Here is a 19028-nt window from a genome sequence, read left to right as displayed (position 1 = left end):
TATTTTCGTCAGGTTCTTACCTACAAGTGTGACTGGTACGGGAAAACTTTACTGGTGGCGGATCATTTTTATCCGAGTACCCAACGCTGTTCCGTTTGTGGCCATATCAAGCAAGACGATGATAAGGTCACTTTAGCCGGTAATCACAAGCATCACACGAAGCATGATCAATATATCTGTTACCAATGTGGCGCGACGCTGGACCGTGACGAAAATGCGGTCGCTAATTTGTTAGCTTTGCTTTAAGTTGTCATGGAGCCAGGCTATTGGCTCTGGGGAAGCTCTTTCCTCTGGAGGTCATTCTAGTCAGTCCCTGTCGCTGACCCCAAGTTGGGTGAGTGGGAATACTGGCGTTTTAACGATGATGAATAAAATTTAGAAAGGAAAACTATATTCTTTCTAACAGCATAAAAGGGTTGCTCTTCTATGTTGTTCTACATTTTATATAGCAGTTTGAAACCAATGCATTTATTCAAAAAATTAAGTTTAGCGGTCGTAGCGGTAACGACCAGTGCCGCCCTTGGCTTGACCGCACTGCACCAACCCCAAGCGACCGCCGCGCCTGACAAGACCGTGACGATTTACTTAACGCGCCACGGGGAAACGACCGGGAACGTCATGGGCCGGGTGCAAGGTTGGAGTGACTTTCCGTTGACCAAGAATGGGATTATGGTGGCCAACGATTTGGGTTACGGGCTGAAGGGGATCAAATTTGATCATGCCTACAGTGGGACCTTGACCCGCCAGGAACGGACCGCCCGGGCCGTCCTGGATAAGTCGGGCAACGGCAACGTGAAACTGACGACGACTAATAAGCTGCGGGAAGGCGGCTACGGCAGTTTTGAGGGTGACAGCATTGCGGCTGACAACGCAAAGATTGCCGGGGTTTACGGCTACCAAAGCGGCGATGAATTCCAAAAGCAAACCGGCAAGGATTATTGGAACAAGCTGCAAGATGCTTACTATAAGCTCGATCAAAGCAACGAACCGAACACGAAGTTAGCCCAGGCCGACCGGGCGGAAAGTGCCCACCAAGTGCAAAAGCGGATGCAAAGTGAAATGGCCACGATTGTCAAAAACAGCAAGAACAATGATAAGGTGTTAGTGGTCAGCTCGGGGATGTCGATTAATGAATACTTGTCGACCCTGCCGGGCAACAAGTACCAAGGGGCACCGTTGAAGAATGCCTCAGTAACGAAGATTGTCTATCATAATGGCCATTACCAAATCAAAGGGGCGATCGGTTCGTTGCACTATGTAAACAAGGGGGCACAAAGTCACAAGTAGCCCCGCTGACAATCAACCCCAAATTAGTGCTTAAAATAACGACGGCTAGTGAATCCGCGCGAGGACTCACTAGCCGCTGTTATTTTCTAGCGTGTAATTTCACGGTCATAATGTGCAAAATCGTGGCTAAAAGGGCGAAGAAGATGATGACAAAGGAGCCATAGGTCCACCAAAAGCCACCGTGGGGCAGTAACTGTTGGAGGCCCATGGTGATCAGGGTCATTAAAGCGACCACGACGAAGAGTTGCAAGTAGCGTTTCATGGTTTGATCATCCTTTCGTTGGCTGCGGTTGATTTTTTGACTCAGTTTTTGCAAAGTTGCCACTTTCTCCGGTGCCAAAGTCGGCGTCGGCCAAGTACCAGTCTGGACGGCTTCGCCCAGTTTAATCAGGCCAGCCGTCCCCAGGACTTGATCAACACTTTGGAACGTGGCGTCGGTGACTGGGCTAAAGAGGTTGGTCCATTTCCCCTGGTAGCAGTTGGTCAAGGTCACGTAGTGCTTATTTTTAAAGCGCCCCGGGTGCATGCCGCCGGCTTGGTCGACGCGGACTAAGTGGGCGCGCAAGGCATCGAAGAATTGCTTTAATAAGCCGCTTTCGTGTCCCCAGTAGGTAGGGGTCGCGATTACCCAAACGTCACTTTGGATCAATAGTTGGGTGAGCTGGCCCAGATCGCGGTTTGGGTGGCGCGGGGCTGCCAAGTGGAGATTATACTCATTTAAGTTGACCGTGACGGTGGTGTGGGGGGCTTTGACCCCAGCCAGCACCGTTTGCAACATTTGGGCGGTTACCCCGCTTGGATCAGTCCCCGCAAAAATTCCTAAGACTTGCATGACAGAAAATACCTCGCTTTAATGAAAAGGCCGCAACACCCGAGGGCAGTTGCGGTCGAACTTACTTTTCTTTTAAGTACTTGCTTTGGACCAACAGGGCTTTGGAACGTTGGTCCATTGGCCGGTAACCCTTGGTGAACAGGTGGCGGAAGTACATCATATTATAGAAAAAGGTAAAGACCACGGCTGGCCATGGGAAGGTCAACAAAGCGCTGAAATGGAAGGTCAGGGCAAATAAGACGTAAATTGCGTCCCAAACCAACATTAGCGCAAAGTTATACCAGTCCCCCCGGAAAACGGCGGGCAGGGGGCCAAACCAGAAGGTGGTCCACGAAATCCCGACCTTGGCGATCCGAATGTCACCAGCGTCGTTGATCACTTTGGCGTAGTTCGGTGGGACGGGGACATTTTTTAAGAAATCCTGGTTGTCATTTTGATTGCCAAATGGGTTTTGCACTGGCGGGCCTCCTTATGATTTAAGTTAACTTATTAATTTTAACACATTTGGGTGGGGTTACGCGATGCTGCCCCCAGAAAAGCTCATTCTGAGAAGTTTGTAAAAAAATCAGGCAAAAGGGTTGACGAAGATTAGAAAACAATGATATGATTCTGACAATCAAATGAGCGAAACAAACATTTAGAAAAGCAGAGTAACTGATGGCGGCTACCAAGAGAGCTTCTGGTTGGTGGAAAGAAGTTGGCTTAGATTGGTGAAGATGGGCTTGGAATGGCACTGGCGATTCATTAGTCAGTGACGGGTTTGCACCCGTTACCAATGCAGGGTTATTCAATTTTGAGTAACTCGGCAAGATTTCACCTGTGAGGGTGAGATGAATCAAAGGTGGTAACACGAGCAATCGTCCTTGATCGAAGCAAACTTCGGTCAGGGGCGATTTTTTGTTTTCCCCGCCAGCAGCAGGCTGCCGACTAAGTGGGCGTGGTTTTAAGAAAGGGAGTTGTGAAACATGAAGAAGCGCAAACAAAGAAACTTGATTATTTGGCTGATCTTAGCCGTCGTTGTGGTTGTGGGTGGGATCTTTAGCTTTGCCCACTCCCAAAAGCAAAAGGCCCAAACCGTTACCGTGGGGGTGATGACCCAAACCAACGCGGAACAAAAGATTTGGGAACAAATTGCCAAGACCGCTAAGGACAAGTATGGGGTCACGGTAAAGCTGAAGAGCTTTACTGACTACACCCAACCCAACAAGGCCTTAGCCAACGGGGACGTTGACTTGAACGCCTTCCAGCACTATGCCTTCTTGGACGCTTGGAACAAGGCTAACAAGGGTAGTTTGACGCCAATTGGTAAGACGTTCATTACGCCAATTCACCTGTACTCGCAAAAGTACACCAGCTTAAAGCAATTACCAAATGGAGCGACGATTGCCGTGCCAAACGATGCTTCCAACGAAAGCCGGGCCCTGTTTGTTCTGAAGAACGCCGGCTTGATCACGCTGAAGAAGCAGGCCGGCACTTTGGCCACGGTGGCGGACATCAAGTCCAACCCCCACAACTTGAAGATTAAGGAATTAGGGGCTGAACAAACTGCCCGGGCATTATCTGACGTGGATGCGGCCGTGGTGAACACGAACTACGCGCAAGCCGCAAAGTTACCAGATAAGGACATTCTTTACACGGAACCGGTGAACAAGGATTCCAAGCAATGGATCAACGTGATTGTTGCTAACAAGAAGGACAAGAACAAGGATGCTTACAAGGCCGTAGTGAAGGCTTACCAAACCAAGGAAGTTAAGCAACTGATCCACAAGTACTACGGTGACAAAGAAATTACGGCTTGGGATTTGAACCTCAAGTAAGACGCAACACGGCAAGGGAGGAACGTTTATGGCATACATCATTGATTTGGATCACGTCTCAGTAACCTTTGGCGATCTTCACGCGGTCTCCGACGTGACCATCAAAGTCGAAAAGGGCGATGTCTATGGGGTCGTTGGTTATTCCGGGGCGGGGAAATCCACTTTGGTGCGGACCATCAACCTCCTGCAGTTACCCACCGCGGGGACGATTGAAGTCGCGGGGACGACCCTCTTTAAAGACGGCCAGGCCCAAGTGACCAGTAAAGAACTTCAGGAAAAGCGCCGGAATATCGGGATGATTTTCCAGCACTTCAACCTGTTAAATGAAGCAACGGTGATTGACAACGTGGCCTTTGCGCTCAAACACAGCGATTTAGATGACGATGCGATTGAAGCCAAATGCTACGAATTATTGGATCTCGTCGGTTTGAAAGCCAAGGCCGAAAACTATCCGGTCCAACTCTCCGGTGGGGAGCAACAACGGGTGGCGATCGCCCGGGCGTTAGCGAATGATCCAGAAATCTTGATCTCCGATGAAGCGACCTCCGCGCTGGATCCCCAAAATACCAACCAAATTTTGGACTTGTTAAAGCGTTTGAACAAGGAGCTGGGCTTAACGATTGTTTTGATTACCCACGAAATGGACGCGGTCAAAAAGATTGCGAATAAAATTGCGGTCATGCAGCACGGTCAAGTCGTTGAACAAGGCAAACTGCGCGACGTTTACCTGCGGCCGAAGGCGGAATTAACCCGGCAGTTTGTTGGGGGCTCGTTGGCCGCGGCCGAAACCTTAAAGGCCTTTAATCTAGGGACGCTAGGTGAGAATGAACAATTATACCAAGTCGTTTTCAGTGCTCAAACGGTGACGAAGTCGGTGATCTTAGAGCTCTACAAGCAAGTGGGCGTTGATGTTTCCATGCTTTACGGAAACATTGAAGTCTTGGGTGACGAACCAGTTGGGACCATGTTCATCCTGGTCACGGGAGACGAGCAGCAACAAGCCCAAGTGGAAAGCCTGTTGAAGAGCTACCAGGTCGAAGTAACCAAAGTTGATGGGGGGATCTTAGCATGAGTGAATTGATTTCAAAGTACCTGCCGAACGTGGCCAACTTAGGCTGGACCGGTGACAGTGGCTGGGGGACGGCACTTTTTCAAACCATCTTCATGACCTTTTGGCCAGCCGTAATTGGCGGACTGTTAGGGTTGATCTTTGGTTTGGCTTTGGTATTAACCAAGGACGGTGGGATCTTAGCCAACCGGGCCTGGTTTAACCTGTGCGACAAGATTGTTTCCTTCTTCCGGGCAATTCCCTTCATTATCCTCTTGGCCTTCATCGCGCCCTTTACCCAGTTGGTGGTCGGGACGCAGATTGGGACCACGGCGGCGTTAGTGCCCCTGTCATTGGGGGTCTTTCCCTTCTTTGCCCGCCAGGTCGAAGTAGCCCTGGAAAGTGTCGACCGCGGGAAGGTTGAAGCCGCCCAAGCCTTGGGTTCGACCAACTGGGATATCATCTTTGATGTTTACCTGAGTGAAGCCCGTTCCGAATTGGTCCGGGTCTCCACGGTGACCTTGATCAGCCTGATTGGTTTAACGGCGATGGCCGGTGCGATTGGTGCTGGTGGCTTGGGGAACACCGCCATTGCCTATGGTTACAACCGGTTTAACAATGATGTGACGGTCGTGGCGACCTTCTTGGTACTGATTTTGGTCCTGATTGTGCAATTAGTCGGGGACTGGCTGGCCAAGAAGTTGAACCACCAAGTCCGTTAAGGGTTAATGCTTGATGATTTTAAAGGGGCTGGGGTGCACAAGCTGCACGCCGCCTCCTTTCTGCATATTGGGAAGGGGCGTTTAGGATGGATAAAACTACCAAACTACAAATTTTAAAGGAGCTCTTGCAGATCAATTCCGTGAATGGCAATGAAGTCGCGGTTGCTCGCTACTTACAGGACTTATTTGCCCAATACGGGCTTACGGCCACGGTGGATGAATTTGGCAACCAACGGGCGAACCTGATTTTGGAAGTCGGCAGTGGCGACCGGGTGCTGGGGGTAACCGGACACATGGATACCGTGGCGGTCGGTGATGAAGCTGCTTGGCACCACCCGCCCTTTGGGGCGACGGTCATTGGCGATAAAGTGTACGCCCGGGGCGCGGCTGATATGAAGAGTGGCTTGGCGGCGCAAGCGATCGCGCTGATTGAATTAGCCCAAGCCGGCGCCTTTCCAGGCCATGTCCGCTTTTTAGCGACGGCCGGCGAGGAGTTTGGGACCCCCGGAGCCAACCGCTTAGCGGCGCAAGGACAAGCGACCGATTTAGCGGCCTTGCTGGTGGGGGAAGGGACCAGTGGCAACGTTGTCTATGCACACGCTGGGAGTATCAATTACCGCTTGACCAGCCAGGGGAAGGCGGCCCACTCCTCGACGCCGGAACGGGGCATTAATGCCCTGGCCCCGTTGGTCAGCTTCTTTGCCAAGGAACAACACCTCTTTGATGAGGCCGCGGTTGATCCCTTACTCGGCCCAGTTAAGCACAGCGTGACGGTCATCAAGGGGGGCGAGCAGGTGAATTCGATTCCCGCGACCGCTGAGTTATTGGGCAACGTGCGCCCGACCAAGGCGGTGCCTAATCAGGTGGTGATTGAACGCTTGCAACGCTTAGCAGCGCAATTGGATGCGGCAACGCCAGGGATCAGTTTGGAACTTGAAGTGCTCCACGATTTCTATCCGGTGGCCTCAGCGCCAACGGGGGCCTTTGCCCAGTTGGCTTTGACGGCGGCCAAGCAGGCCTTTGCCACCTTGCCGGGGCGCCCGGTACCGACGCTGGAAACGATCAATGGTGCCACGGACGCCAGCGTCTTTGCCAAGGTAAACCCAGACTTACCGGTGGTGGTCCTCGGGCCAGATGCGTGGGAGTGCTCCCACCAGGTCAACGAGTGGACGACGATCTCATCGTATTTGGCGGTGATTGAGGCCTACAAGACGTTGATTACCAACTTTGCCAACGCATAAAATTCGCCCCTGCCTTCGCCGACGTAACCGCCAGTGAGGGCAGGGGCGTTCTGTTAGTTCCGGAAAATTATAGGTGACTGACGACAAATTCGTGAATCCGCCGGATCGCTTCCTTTAAAGTGGCCAAATCGGTCCCATAACTTAAGCGAACGTGACCATCCATGCCAAAGGCGCTCCCCGGAACGAGGGCGACATGAGCTCCGGTCAACAGGGCAGCAACGAAGGCATCAGTTGTGGCAAAGCCAGTCGCCGCAACGGCCTCAGCAACGTTCGGGAAGAGGTAAAAGGCCCCGGCCGGTTGGCTTTCCAAGTGGAAGCCCGGGATGGCTTCGACTAGGGGTTGGATGGTATTGAGCCGCTCTTCGTAGGTGACCCGCATTTCTTCCACACAGGCTTGGTCGCCAGTTAAGGCGGCTAACGCAGCATACTGGCTGGCCGCCGTTAAGTTGGACGTGGCCTGACCAATGAAGGCGGCCAGCGGCTTGATCAACTTTTCGCTGGCGACGACATAGCCAACGCGCCAACCGGTCATCGCATAGGCCTTCGACAAGCCACTGACCAGGATGGTGTGCGCCTGAATCGCCGGACTTAAGTCTAACAGGGACGTAAATTGGGTACCGTTGTAAACCAGCGCCCCGTACATATCGTCAGCGATGATCATCAAGTCTTTAGCCACGGCCCAATCCCCGATGGCTTGCAGTTCGGCCTTGGTGTAAACTTCGCCGGTTGGATTGGTCGGGGAATTTAAGATTAAGACCTTGCTCTTGGGGGTCCAAGCGGCATCTAATTCGGCGGGGGTGACCTTTAGCTGGCCCGAAGCGGGCGACACCAAGACGGGCTGACCGCCGGCTAGCTTAACTTGTTCACTGTAACTGACCCAGCCGGGGACGGGAATTAAGACTTCATCGCCAGCTTCTAAGAGGGCTTGGCTGAGCGCGTAAAGGGCGAACTTGCCACCGGTGGTTACCACCACGTTGGCAGCGGTGAAAGTCGTGTGGTGTTGGTGGTTGGTGAATTCGGCCACGGCTTGGCGCAACGGCAAGATCCCCGTGGCGGCCGTGTAAGAATCAGCCTGGCCAGCTTCGATCGCCTTAATGGTGGCTTGGCGGATATGGGTCGGGGTATTAAAGTCGGGTTCCCCGATCGTTAAGTTCAAGACGTCAATGCCCGCGGCTTGCATTTCTTTGGCCTTAGCGGACAGCGCCAGGGTTGCTGGCGGGGTAATGTTTAAGACCCGGTGGGATAATTTCATGATCGTTCCTCACTTTGTTGTTAATTTGCCGAACAATGGCGGCAGAAGCTATGAATATTGTACCACGTTTTCTGACTGGTTAGGCTTGGTACTGGCGGAGTGCGGCCGCGAAATCAGTTAAATCGCGATCAAGCCGCAACAGCTGTTGATCTTTAGTAAAGCAATGCTCCGATTCGCCCAGGCAGACAATTTGCCCCTGACAGGTCATCTGGTAACTGAGGGTCAAACGAATCCGGTCGAGCTGTTTGACTTGAAGGCGAATATCAACTTGATCTCCAAACGTGGTGGGGTGTTTATAGCGGCAGTTGACCGCTACGACGGGCGAAATGATGCCCTGTGCTTCAAAGTGGCGGTAGTCCCAACCGATCATGGCGAGAAAACGGGTGCGGGCTTCTTCCATCCACCGGACGTAATTAGAGTGGTGGGTAATTCCCATCCGATCGGTCTCGTAGTATTCGACGGTGTGGGTGTACAATTGCGCGGGGTCATCGATGGTTAATTGGCTGAGGTCAACCTTGGCCAACGCGGCCAGCACGGGACGCGCTGCCGGCAACCAAGCCAAATCGGCCAACGCTTGGGGCGTTCCCCACTTGAATTGGTCGTGTGCGTTGGGCGTCAAAGTGGTTTGCCGCAAGCGGGCGTAGAAGACTTGCAGGTGGACTTCCCCCCACGGGTAGGGGTGGACAATGGTGGGCAGGACCCGTTCGCCAATTACGGCCGCGACCCCGAGTTCCTCTTTAATTTCGCGTTGTAAGGTTTCCCGGGGATCTTCACCGGAATGAATTTTGCCGCCGGGGAATTCCCACGCCCCTTCGCCAAGGCGGCCGCTGGCACGTTGACCGGCTAAGATTTGGTCGTGATTGACGATCACCGCGGCCGCAACGTGGATTTGTTTCATCAGGTATCCCTTCTTTTCTCAATTTTCTTTAATGATAGCAGAAAATACGGGGGATGTTAACGGCGCTTGGCCGGCGGAGTTGCCTAGTCAGGTCGGGGCAGAGGTTGCAAAACATAAAATTAAAAATTTCTAATTAAACAGTTGACGAAGAGCGGGAATCATGGTTTAATAACCACAACTTGATTAAACCTTTCTAATGATTCACTGGAACCCCAGTAGCAAGCGCGTTCCCTGGCCCAGAGAGTCAGCAAAGCTGGAAGCTGACCCACAGCGTGGTTGCGAATTACACTCCAAACCCAAAATGAATCACGCTGGCCTCCGATACGGCCAAGAGGTGCATACACGCATGAAGCTGGGTGGTACCACGGAATCATTTCGTCCCGCGTCTGAATTATCAGGCGCGGGCTTTTTGTTTTGAGGGGGAAGAAAAATGCGGTTAAATTGGTACGGTCGCTTTGGTTATTGTGGGACGGATCCTTATTCTGCCGCGGGGCAAAGTTTGATCACGCACGTTACCAAAGGGGAGATAAACAATGAAAAAATCAATTCGCCGGTCGGAACCGGTCTTTAGCTTATGGGAAAGTTTACTGGTCTTGGCAGGAATTTTAGGCTTGTTGGGCTTTTTAATCATCATCGAACACCAAGAACCCCAAGCGCCATTATTGATCGCCTTTGTGTTGTTAATGGTTTACGGTCGCTTGCGGGGCTTTAGTTGGAATACGATTATGGCCGGGGTCCGGACGGGGCTGCGGGCCGGGGTCGATCCGCTGGTAATTTTCCTAACGATTGGGGTCTTGATTGCGACCTGGATTTTTTCGGGGACGATTCCGACCATCATGTACGTTGGTTTTCAATTGATCTCGGTCAAGTTCTTTTTACCCACGGTCTTTCTGGTTTGTACCCTGGTGGCAATTGCTTGCGGGAGCTCGTTTACCAGTGTCTCCACGATGGGCATTGCCTTCATCGGGATTGGGGCAACTTTGCATATCAATCCCGGACTGACGGCCGGGGCAATTGTCTCGGGGGCCTTTTGTGGGGCCAATATTTCGCCCTTGTCCAGTACCACAAATCTGGCGGCTTCTACGGGCCAAATTGACATCTACAAGCACATTAAAGCCCTGCTGTGGACGGACTTGCCAGCGTGGTTTTTGTCGTTAGTCTTCTTTACGATTATGGGATTAAATACGCGGTCGGCCAGTTTGGCGGCGATTGAAAAGATGATGGCGGGATTAAAAGCTGGCTTTTGGATTTCGCCGGTAACCCTGTTGCCCGTCTTGTTATTAGTCGGCTTGGCCGTTTTCAAGGTCCCGGCCTTACCGTCGTTGGGGTTGGGGGCCTTGTTTGCTACCGCCTTGGGCTGGATGCACCACCCCACGCTGACGATCAACCAAATCAGCGCCTTGATTATGAATGGCTACGTGGCTCACACCCCCAACAAGGTCATTAATGCTTTGCTGTCGAAGGGGGGCATCAGCAGTATGCTGACGTCGGAGGCCTTGATTATCTTTGCCTTGACCTTGGGCGGCCTGCTGATCGAATTTAAGATCATCCGGGTCATTATTGAAAAGGTGGAACAAATCGTCAAGGGGGCTGGCGGCTTAACGGTGGCCACGGCCTTGACGGCAATTGGGGTCAATCTGCTGGTGGGTGAACACTACCTGGCGATTATCTTGCCCGGGGAATCATTTAAAGAATCCTTTGATCACCACCACTTGCCGCGCCAGTGCATGACCCGGATTCTAAACGATGCGGGGGCGGCCGTTAATGCGATCGTGCCGTGGAGTGTGTCGGGGGTCTTTATTGCCACGACCTTGCAGGTCTCCACCCTGGCCTACATTCCCTTTGCCGTCTTCCCGACCTTAGTCACGATCTCGTGTATCATTGCTGGTTTTTCGACCCGGGCCTCGCAGGCCACGAGCCGGGATGAATTGGTCTTTAATTAAGTTTCGGATGAGAATGAGCGGTCTAGTCGGGGCCGCTCTTTTTGGTGGGCGCAAAATTAAATTTTGCAAAAATTCTGAGCAGATCATTTTTAGAAAACGTTTTCTTTAGGTAAAATCAATAATTGGTAGGGAGGATAAAGCTTGATTTACCAGTAATTTGCTAAGCGTTAACCAAATTGGACCGTATCAATTTTCAAAAAGGTTGACTTTTTCGCAAAATGCTTTATCATGATAATCGTAAATTGATTCCGATTTACGATGCGTTATATTAAGTCAAACACGTAGTTATTTCTTTACTTAAAAAGGAGTGTAAATTTAATGGCAGTAGATTACGATTCCAAGGCATACTTGGAAAATGTTGATGCTTACTGGCGTGCTGCTAACTACCTTTCAGTAGGTACGCTGTTCCTGATGAACAACCCACTGTTGCGTCGGGACTTGAAGGCAGAAGACGTTAAGCCAAAGCCAATTGGTCACTGGGGGACGATTGTTCCACAAAACTTCATCTACGCTCACTTGAACCGGGTTATCAAGAAGTACGGCGTTAAGATGTTCTACATCGAAGGTTCCGGTCACGGTGGTCAAGTGATGGTTAACAACTCATACCTTGACGGTTCCTACACGGAAATCTACCCGGAAATTACCCAAGACGAAGCTGGGATGGCTAAGTTGTTCAAGCACTTCTCCTTCCCAGGTGGGACTGCTTCTCACGCGGCACCTGAAACGCCAGGTTCACTGCACGAAGGTGGGGAACTGGGTTACGCCCTCTCACACGGGGTGGGTGCGATCTTAGACAACCCAGACCAAATCGCTGCTGTTGAAATCGGGGACGGGGAATTCGAAACTGGCCCACTGGCTGCTTCATGGTTCTCTAACCGGTTCATCAACCCAGTTACTGACGGGGCGGTATTGCCAATCCTGCAAGTTAACGGGTTCAAGATTTCTAACCCAACGATGATCGCCCGGATGAGCGACGAAGAAGTTACGAAGTACTTCGAAGGGTTAGGCTGGAAGCCATACTTTGTATCTGCATACAAGGGCGGCGACTTCGACGCATTGAAGGACCACATGGAAGTTCACGCGGAAATGGCTAAGGTCATGGACGAAGCGATCGAAGAAATCCAAGCAATCCAAAAGAAGGCTCGCGAAGACAACGATGGTTCAATGGCTCAATGGCCAGTTATCATCTTCCGGGTACCAAAGGGCTGGACTGGCCCAACCAAGGACTTGGATGGTAACCCAATCGAAAACTCCTTCCGTGCTCACCAAATTCCGATTCCGGTTGCCCAAGACGCAATGGAACACAAGGACATGTTGGTTGACTGGATGAAGTCCTACAAGCCAGAAGAACTCTTCGACGAAACTGGTTACCCAGTTGACGCCGTACGGGCTAACGTGCCAGCTGCTGAATTGCGGATGGCTATCAACCCTGAAACCAACGGTGGGGCAAACCAAAAGGCCCTGCGCATGCCAAACTACCGTGACTTCGCCGTTGAAGTACGCGATGGGAACATGCACCAAGACATGATCGAATGGGGTAAGTACATCGCTAAGATGATGGAACTGAACCCGAACAACTTCCGTGGGTTCGGTCCTGACGAATCCAAGTCCAACCGGCTTTACGCTGCCTTGGATGGTTCCAAGCGGACTTGGACGGCCGATGTTCACGAACCAAACGACGAAGACCTCGCCGTAAACGGTCGGATCATCGACTCACAATTGTCTGAACACCAAGCAGAAGGGTTCTTGGAAGGTTACACCCTGACTGGTCGTCACGGTTACTTTGCTACTTACGAATCCTTCGGTCGGGTAGTTGACTCCATGCTGACGCAACACATGAAGTGGATGCGCAAGGCTAAGGAACAATACTGGCGTAACGATTACCCAGCCTTGACGTTCGTTGACACTTCCACGGTCTTCCAACAAGACCACAACGGTTACACGCACCAAGATCCAGGTCTGTTGACGCACCTTTACGAAAAGGAACGTCCAGACATGATCGGTGAATACTTGCCAGCTGACACCAACACCCTGTTGGCCGTATCTGACAAGATCTTCCGTGAAAAGGAAAAGATCAACGTGCTGGTTACTTCCAAGCACCCACGTCAACAATGGTTCTCCATTGACGAAGCTACTGAATTGGTTGCTAACGGGCTGGGCTACGTTGACTGGGCATCTACGGACCAAGGTGAAGAACCAGATGTTGTCTTTGCTGCTTCTGGTACGGAACCTACTGAAGAAGTCTTCGCTGCAGTTGAACTGCTGCACGACGCCTTCCCAGAACTGAAGATTCGGGTAATCAACGTGGTTGACGTAATGAAGTTGATGACGTTAGACAAGAACCCTGAAGGGATGTCTGACGCTGACTTCGACCGTTACTTCACGGCTGACAAGCCAGTTGTCTTTGCATGGCACGGCTTCCGTGACATGGTTCAAAGCCTCTTCTTCCCACGTCACAACCGCAACGTTCACATCCACAGCTACATCGAAAACGGGGACATCACGACTCCATTCGACATGCGGGTATTGAACGAACTTGACCGTTACCACCTGGCTAAGGATGCAATCTTGAGCGTGGCTGGTTACGAACAAAAGGGTGCGGCCTTCGCCCAAAAGATGGATGACATGGTGGCTAAGCACAACCACTACATCCGGACTTACGGCGATGACATGCCTGAAGTTAAGGACTGGACTTGGAAGGGTCTTAAGTAATAACTACTGATAAACGCGTCATAAATTAAATGAAAAAGGGAATGGTGATGGATGTCGCCTTTCCCTTTTTTGCAATCAAAATCATTGTCTGCTGAGGTAAAAATGAGTACAATCTAATCAATTATTGAGCGGATTAGGAGGCGGTGAAATGCAAAAAGGGTTGATCATTGGGGCAACGGGCAACTTAGGACGCGTAGTGACGCAGACGCTCTTGGGGCGGACGACCGCGCACTTAACCTTATTTGCGCGCCACGTTGACCGGTGGCAGGTCGTCGAAAAAGACCGGGTCACTTTGGTTAAGGGCGACGTCTTGGATGAGGCGCAATTAAGTCAGGCCATGGCGGGCCAAGACTTTGTCTTCGTAGCGTTGCGGGGTGACTTACCCGCTTATGTCCAAGGCATTTTGTCGGCGATGCAACAGGCCGGGGTGACGCGGGTGATTTTTATTGCGGCGATGGGGATTTATAATGAAGTGGCAGACGATGCCGCCGCCAATCTGCAGCAAAATGTTGCGTTGGCGCCGTACCGGGCGGCGGCTGATTTGATTGAACGGGCGCCTGGCGTCACGTACACGATCATTCGACCAGGGTGGTTTACCCAAGGCCCCGTGGCGTATGAATTAACGCGCAAGGGGGAAGCCGTTGGCGGTCACCAGGTTTCCCTGGCCAGCGTGGCCGATCTAGTCCGGCGTTTGGTCACGGAACCAAAGTTTGGCCACAATGCCAATTTTGGGATCCATACGCCGCTGATAAAAAGATGAGAAAAGCTTGACAAGAACGCTGACTTTTTGTAAGATTTAAGACAATTAAATGAGATAACGATGAGAGATGAGTAACGCGGTTGAGTTGCGCAGCGAGCTGACGGATGGTGGAAGTCAGTCAAGGAGGCCGGGTGAAGATGGTCTCGACCAATCAAGTACGGGTGAGCAAGTGGTGAGCCCAAGCCGGTGTGACTACCGATACCAGGTCACCCTGTAAGTTTGAGCAGGGAAAGAGGGCCCAAGTTGGGCTGAAATTGGGTGGTAACACGCGGCAGCGTCCCTAGAAGTACATTAGTATTTCTAGGGACGTTTTTTGCTTGGTGGCATCGTTGGGGATTAAGGAGGAACTTTAAATGCGCAAGAAGAAACGGCAACGGCGATTATGGGCCTTAATCATTGCCTTGGTCATCATCCTCGGGGGCCTCGGGGCTTATTTCTATCACCAGGTCACAACGCCGAAAACGACGACGGTCAAACTGGGCTTAGTGGGAACTGATTCGGAACCGGTCTGGAACAATGTGAAGCACCGCTTGGCCAAACAAGGTATTAAGTTGGAATACGTGACCTTTAACGACTATGTTCAACCAGACGTCGCCTTAAAGGACGGCCAGATTGACATGCACTCGTGCTTGACGCGGTACTACTTTGAGGCGTACAACAAGAAGGAAAACGCCCACTTAAAGGCGATTGGCAATACCGTCATTTCCCCATTGGGCCTGTACTCATTGAAGTACCACTCCTTGGCTGCCTTGCCTGATGGGGCGACGATTGCGATTCCTAATGAACCGACGACCCTCGGCCGGGGTTTAAACTTACTACAGTCGGCGGGCCTCCTGAAGGTGAAGGGTGACGCAGGGATCAAGCCCTCGTTAAATGACATTACCAGCAACCCTAAGCACCTGAAGTTTAAGGAAGTCGACCCGGCTACGACGGCGCGGGCTTTGAAATCGGTCGATGCATCGATCATTAACGGGAATTACGCGGAAGCCGCTAAGTTGAATCCGAAGCAGCAGGCCATTTACTTGGAACCGGTGAACAAGTCGACCAAACCGTACGTTAACATTATTGCGGTGCGGGAAAAGGACCAAGATAACCCGGTCTACCAAAAGATTGTCAAAGCCTACCAAACGGAGGCAACCAAGCGAGCAATCGAAAAAACTTACCACGGCTACCAAGTGGCGGCGTGGCCAAAGTTTGGGCGCAACTAAGGGGTTTTTAGCGGGAGCAACAATTTTTTAAGCAATGCTAATTTGAAAGGCAGGTTATCAAGATGAGTTTAGAAACGGCGATTTTTGCGGGTGGTTGTTTTTGGTGCATGGTCCAACCCTTCGATACCTATCCCGGGATTGAAAAGGTTGAATCTGGTTATACGGGCGGTCACGTGCCCAACCCAACCTATGAAGAAGTTTGCACCGGCACGACTGGTCATACCGAAGCGGTGCGGATTACCTTTGATCCCGCCCAAGTTTCCTACCAGGAATTAGTCGAAATTTACTGGCACCAAACGGACCCGACCGATGCCAGCGGCCAATTTCAAGACCGGGGGGATAATTACCGGCCGGTGATTTTTGTCAAGGACGAAGAGCAACGGCGGATTGCCCAAGCTTCCAAGGCGGCCTTACAGGCCAGCGGCGAGTTTGGTGATGATCCCATCGTTACCCAAATTGAAGACGCTCAACCGTTTTATGTGGCCGAAGATTATCACCAGGACTTTTATAAGAAGAATCCGGAACGCTTCGCCTTAGAAGAAGCTGGTGGCCGGGCCCAATTCATCGCCCAGCACTGGGGGCAATGATCAAGCTAAATAAGCAACAAAAAAACAGTGACGCCCGGACGTCACTGTTTTTTGTTGCGTTAAATGCGGACGGTTAAGACATCGCACGGAGCAAAGCGTTGCACATAGGCGGTAACCGAGCCGACAAGGACCCGTTCCAAGGCGGTCAAACCGGTCCGCCCCATGACGATTAAGTCGGGTTGGTGATCCAAGGGGAAGTCTTTGGCAATGACTTGCTTGGGATTACCAAAACGGACGTGAATGTCCACGGACTTTACGCCGGCTTGTAAGGCTTCTTCCTTTAAATCGCGCAGGCGGGCCGTGACCAATTGGACCAAATCAAAGGTTTGGTCTTCACTTAACGCGAGAATATCGGCGTAACCATCCGCCAGTTGGTTGACCTGGGCGACATTTAAAATATCAAGGTGGGCATCATTTAACCGGGCGACTTGAATCGCGGTCTCCATGACCTTGGGGGTCGCTTTAGAGCCGTCAATTGGGACTAAGATTCGTTTGTAGGAATTACTGAGCATGATAATTTCCTCCCCTGTTTTGCTACCTTTATTATAGCAAAATTGTACATTCGGCGGTGAGTCTAGTAGAATGAGAAAAAAACGAAAATAAAGGACGGAGAAAAGTGAAGACAAACGAAAATACGCTGAAGGTGATCGGTGCGGCGACGCTGGCGGGGCTGGCCACGATCATCGTTGAGCTGTTTATGTACCACCAGGTCGGGGTGAGTTTAACCAGTGGGACCGTCTGGGGACGGATCGCCTTTATGGTGGTTTTGGTGGGGCTCATTATTGGCTTGGCCCTGGCCGACTGGCGCTTTGATGGCTACGTTACGATTGTCGGCATGTTGCTGTGTGCCTTGGCCAATTTTGGCGGTTTCAGCCAGGTCACTGACCGCTTGAGCCCGGGGGGCCTGGCGATCCAATTGATAGCGATCGGCGGCTTTTTAGCTAGCTTGGCTGGTGTTTGGTACGGGATTATCCAACGCAAGAATTATACCGCGCGGAAATTAAAGGAACGATTGAAATGAAGTTAACGAAGGATCAATATTTAGCACAACTAGAAACCCATCTGCAAAGTCAACAGGAAGCCACCACGGGCGCCAAAGTCCAACAGCCTGCGACTTTAAAGCGGGGGCTGAGTTTTGTTTTGGACCAGCTCAACAGTGGCTACTTAGGCCAGTACGAGTGGATCGTGCGCTTGCGCAAGGGGACGCCGGTCAGCATTCGCTTAGAAATGAATCTGATCAACGTGCCGGTTAAGGATGCCGCCCGCTTGGATGGCAAGCTGTTGGAAAACGAGCCCACCTACGGCGTCAACTTATACATGGTCGCGGAAGGCGACGAGCTGAATAAGTCCGGTCTGCGAATTGATGTATTGGCGGATGAGGCGCAATTAGCGACCGCCAGTCCGGCAACTTTGGTGAAGGGCTTGCAAGAGTGGGTCGCCGCGCAATTAGCGCAAACGATGGAAAATCGCACGGCGGAATAATTTTAAGCGAAAGGTGGGGAGGAGATAACTGTTAATAAAAATGTCGAATAATGTTGAATAACCTTCCCGAATGTCTATGAGAAAGACAAAATGTGGCATGAGTATTCGGGGACTAGCTAACAGAAATTTATCATCGTCATGCCAGCGAAAAACTTGCTAAACAAAATGAACAGTGAGATGATTAAAGCGTTAACAATGCGATTTCTTGATCGTTTTGTTAGATCTTTATCGCTCACACGTATCTAAGTTGGCTGTTTGAGAGGTGGGGACGGTGATGTTGCGCACGCAAAAGGTGAAGTTATATCCAAACCAAACGATGAAAAAGGTGCTCGATGATTTATGCGATTACCGGCGCTACTGTTGGAATCAAGGGCTGGCCCTTTGGAATGACATGTATGATGCTTCAGTGATTCTTGCTGATAAGAAGCAGCGGCCCAACGAACGCAAGGTTCGGGATGAATTGGTTGCTAATAAGGCCGACTGGCAGTATCAACTGTCGGCGCGGTGTCTGCAGTTGGCGATTTCTGATCTGGGTAAAGCGTGGCAGAACTTTTTTGACCGGGCCCAACCAGATTGGGGCAAGCCCCACTTTAAGTCGAAAAAGGCCCCCCGCCAGGGCTTTAAGACCGACCGGGCCAAACTGGTTAACGGTCGCTTACGACTCGACAAACCGCATGGGGTTAAGGAGACGTGGCCCGACATCAAGTTCAAAGGTGCCCGTAATTTAACTGGTGAATTGAAAGTCGTTTCAATCTATCGGGAAAACGGCCAGTACTGGGCCAGCTTACCTCTTGAAGTTATGATGGGCCCGAAAGCGAAAACCGGTGCGAAAACAGCGGTCGACGTCAACGTCGGCCATCTTGATTACACGGCTGGCCGACTCAACACCTTGCCTAGTCACCTGCAAAAAATCTATAAGCGGATCAAGCATTATCAACGAGTACTAGCTCGCAAGCGCAAGGTTAACGGTCGGTTGGCCACCCAAAGTAAGAATTACGCCAAAACGAGAGCCAAGTTGCAGCGTGATTACCGGCGGGTGGCTAACGTCCAACACGACTTGATGCAAAAATTCACGACCCAATTGGTCAACACTTACGATCAGCTCGTGATTGAGGACCTCGCCGTCAAAAAGATGCAGATGAGTCATGTTGCGGCAAAAGGGCTCCAACGTTCCATGTTTGGGTATTTTCGTCAGGTTCTTACCTACAAGTGTGACTGGTACGGGAAAACTTTACTGGT

At 51.4% G+C, this 19028-nt stretch carries 19 protein-coding genes, 1 pseudogene and 1 other annotated feature; of the genes and pseudogenes, 14 read left to right on the top strand and 6 right to left on the bottom strand.

What is annotated here, in order from left to right; all coding sequences use genetic code 11:
* Together FC43_RS01715 and FC43_RS01710 are read left to right on the top strand one after the other, a co-directional pair.
* Nucleotides 1-246: zinc ribbon domain-containing protein (locus FC43_RS01715; RefSeq protein ID WP_156648222.1), on the top strand; the 246-nt coding region annotated here is incomplete at its 5' end.
* A gap of 216 nt (nt 247-462) precedes the next feature.
* Nucleotides 463-1287 (top strand): histidine phosphatase family protein, encoded by an 825-nt coding sequence (locus FC43_RS01710; RefSeq protein ID WP_056953602.1) that lies wholly within the window; start codon nt 463-465, stop codon nt 1285-1287.
* 79 nt (nt 1288-1366) lie between these two features.
* On the opposite strand, the gene FC43_RS01705 is transcribed toward FC43_RS01710, so the two are convergent.
* Nucleotides 1367-2119, bottom strand: coding sequence for a flavodoxin family protein (locus FC43_RS01705; protein WP_019206602.1), 753 nt, complete (start codon nt 2117-2119; stop codon nt 1367-1369).
* Nucleotides 2120-2180: 61 nt separating this feature from the next.
* Nucleotides 2181-2576, bottom strand: a complete 396-nt coding sequence (locus tag FC43_RS01700) for a hypothetical protein (RefSeq protein WP_019206603.1) — start codon at nt 2574-2576, stop codon at nt 2181-2183.
* A gap of 172 nt (nt 2577-2748) precedes the next feature.
* Nucleotides 2749-2987 (top strand) — a binding site (T-box leader).
* Between the two features lie 97 nt (nt 2988-3084).
* Here FC43_RS01700 and FC43_RS01695 point away from each other — a divergent pair.
* The 4 genes from FC43_RS01695 to FC43_RS01680 all read left to right on the top strand — a co-directional run bounded on the left by FC43_RS01695 (nt 3085) and on the right by FC43_RS01680 (nt 6947).
* Nucleotides 3085-3936 carry a MetQ/NlpA family ABC transporter substrate-binding protein gene (locus FC43_RS01695; protein ID WP_019206604.1) on the top strand — a complete coding sequence of 284 codons (852 nt, stop codon included), beginning with the start codon at nt 3085-3087 and terminating at the stop codon, nt 3934-3936.
* A 28-nt stretch (nt 3937-3964) separates the two neighbouring features.
* A complete protein-coding gene (locus FC43_RS01690) occupies nt 3965-5008 on the top strand; it encodes a methionine ABC transporter ATP-binding protein (RefSeq protein WP_019206605.1) in 1044 nt (347 codons plus the stop codon).
* A complete protein-coding gene (locus FC43_RS01685) occupies nt 5005-5706 on the top strand; it encodes a methionine ABC transporter permease (RefSeq protein WP_019206606.1) in 702 nt (233 codons plus the stop codon). Before FC43_RS01690 ends, FC43_RS01685 begins: the two co-directional genes overlap by 4 nt.
* An 86-nt stretch (nt 5707-5792) precedes the next feature.
* The gene (locus tag FC43_RS01680) at nt 5793-6947 is read left to right on the top strand and encodes an ArgE/DapE family deacylase (RefSeq protein ID WP_019206607.1); all 1155 of its coding nucleotides are present in this window, start codon (nt 5793-5795) and stop codon (nt 6945-6947) included.
* Between the two features lie 67 nt (nt 6948-7014).
* Here the strand turns inward: FC43_RS01680 and FC43_RS01675 are convergent, their stop codons facing one another.
* The 3 genes and pseudogenes from FC43_RS01675 to FC43_RS11540 all read right to left on the bottom strand — a co-directional run.
* On the bottom strand, nt 7015-8199 hold the full coding sequence (locus FC43_RS01675; protein ID WP_056953598.1) for a pyridoxal phosphate-dependent aminotransferase: 1185 nt from the start codon (nt 8197-8199) through the stop codon (nt 7015-7017).
* Between the two features lie 79 nt (nt 8200-8278).
* Nucleotides 8279-8674, bottom strand: a complete 396-nt coding sequence (locus tag FC43_RS11545) for an acyl-CoA thioesterase (protein ID WP_338086416.1) — start codon at nt 8672-8674, stop codon at nt 8279-8281.
* A gap of 60 nt (nt 8675-8734) precedes the next feature.
* Nucleotides 8735-9097: pseudogene (locus FC43_RS11540) on the bottom strand ((deoxy)nucleoside triphosphate pyrophosphohydrolase); the annotation flags it as partial.
* A gap of 533 nt (nt 9098-9630) precedes the next feature.
* Between FC43_RS11540 and FC43_RS01665 the strand changes: the two are divergent.
* The 5 genes from FC43_RS01665 (at nt 9631) to msrA (ending at nt 16307) form a co-directional block, all read left to right on the top strand.
* Nucleotides 9631-11040: a Na+/H+ antiporter NhaC family protein gene (locus FC43_RS01665; protein WP_056953596.1), complete on the top strand. Its 1410-nt coding sequence runs from the start codon at nt 9631-9633 to the stop codon at nt 11038-11040.
* A 318-nt stretch (nt 11041-11358) separates the two neighbouring features.
* Nucleotides 11359-13752, top strand: coding sequence for a phosphoketolase family protein (locus FC43_RS01660; protein WP_019206611.1), 2394 nt, complete (start codon nt 11359-11361; stop codon nt 13750-13752).
* Between the two features lie 148 nt (nt 13753-13900).
* Nucleotides 13901-14512 (top strand): NAD(P)H-binding protein, encoded by a 612-nt coding sequence (locus tag FC43_RS01655; protein ID WP_056953594.1) that lies wholly within the window; start codon nt 13901-13903, stop codon nt 14510-14512.
* A gap of 353 nt (nt 14513-14865) precedes the next feature.
* Nucleotides 14866-15720 carry a MetQ/NlpA family ABC transporter substrate-binding protein gene (locus tag FC43_RS01650; RefSeq protein WP_056953592.1) on the top strand — a complete coding sequence of 285 codons (855 nt, stop codon included), beginning with the start codon at nt 14866-14868 and terminating at the stop codon, nt 15718-15720.
* 62 nt (nt 15721-15782) lie between these two features.
* Nucleotides 15783-16307 carry a peptide-methionine (S)-S-oxide reductase MsrA gene (msrA, locus tag FC43_RS01645; protein ID WP_019206614.1) on the top strand — a complete coding sequence of 175 codons (525 nt, stop codon included), beginning with the start codon at nt 15783-15785 and terminating at the stop codon, nt 16305-16307.
* A gap of 59 nt (nt 16308-16366) precedes the next feature.
* Here the strand turns inward: msrA and FC43_RS01640 are convergent, their stop codons facing one another.
* Nucleotides 16367-16819, bottom strand: a complete 453-nt coding sequence (locus FC43_RS01640) for a universal stress protein (RefSeq protein WP_019206615.1) — start codon at nt 16817-16819, stop codon at nt 16367-16369.
* A gap of 104 nt (nt 16820-16923) precedes the next feature.
* Between FC43_RS01640 and FC43_RS01635 the strand changes: the two genes are divergently transcribed.
* The 3 genes from FC43_RS01635 to FC43_RS01625 form a co-directional block, all read left to right on the top strand.
* Nucleotides 16924-17328 carry a hypothetical protein gene (locus FC43_RS01635; protein ID WP_019206616.1) on the top strand — a complete coding sequence of 135 codons (405 nt, stop codon included), beginning with the start codon at nt 16924-16926 and terminating at the stop codon, nt 17326-17328.
* Nucleotides 17325-17789, top strand: a complete 465-nt coding sequence (locus FC43_RS01630; protein WP_019206617.1) for a hypothetical protein — start codon at nt 17325-17327, stop codon at nt 17787-17789. Before FC43_RS01635 ends, FC43_RS01630 begins: the two co-directional genes overlap by 4 nt.
* Nucleotides 17790-18063: 274 nt before the next feature.
* Nucleotides 18064-19028 (top strand): RNA-guided endonuclease InsQ/TnpB family protein (locus tag FC43_RS01625; RefSeq protein ID WP_056953590.1); only part of this gene is annotated, 965 nt, incomplete at its 3' end.

Origin of the sequence: Limosilactobacillus ingluviei DSM 15946 (assembly GCF_001435775.1) — a bacterium.
Classification (GTDB): domain Bacteria; phylum Bacillota; class Bacilli; order Lactobacillales; family Lactobacillaceae; genus Limosilactobacillus; species Limosilactobacillus ingluviei.
This window is presented reverse-complemented; position numbering and strand designations above follow the sequence as displayed.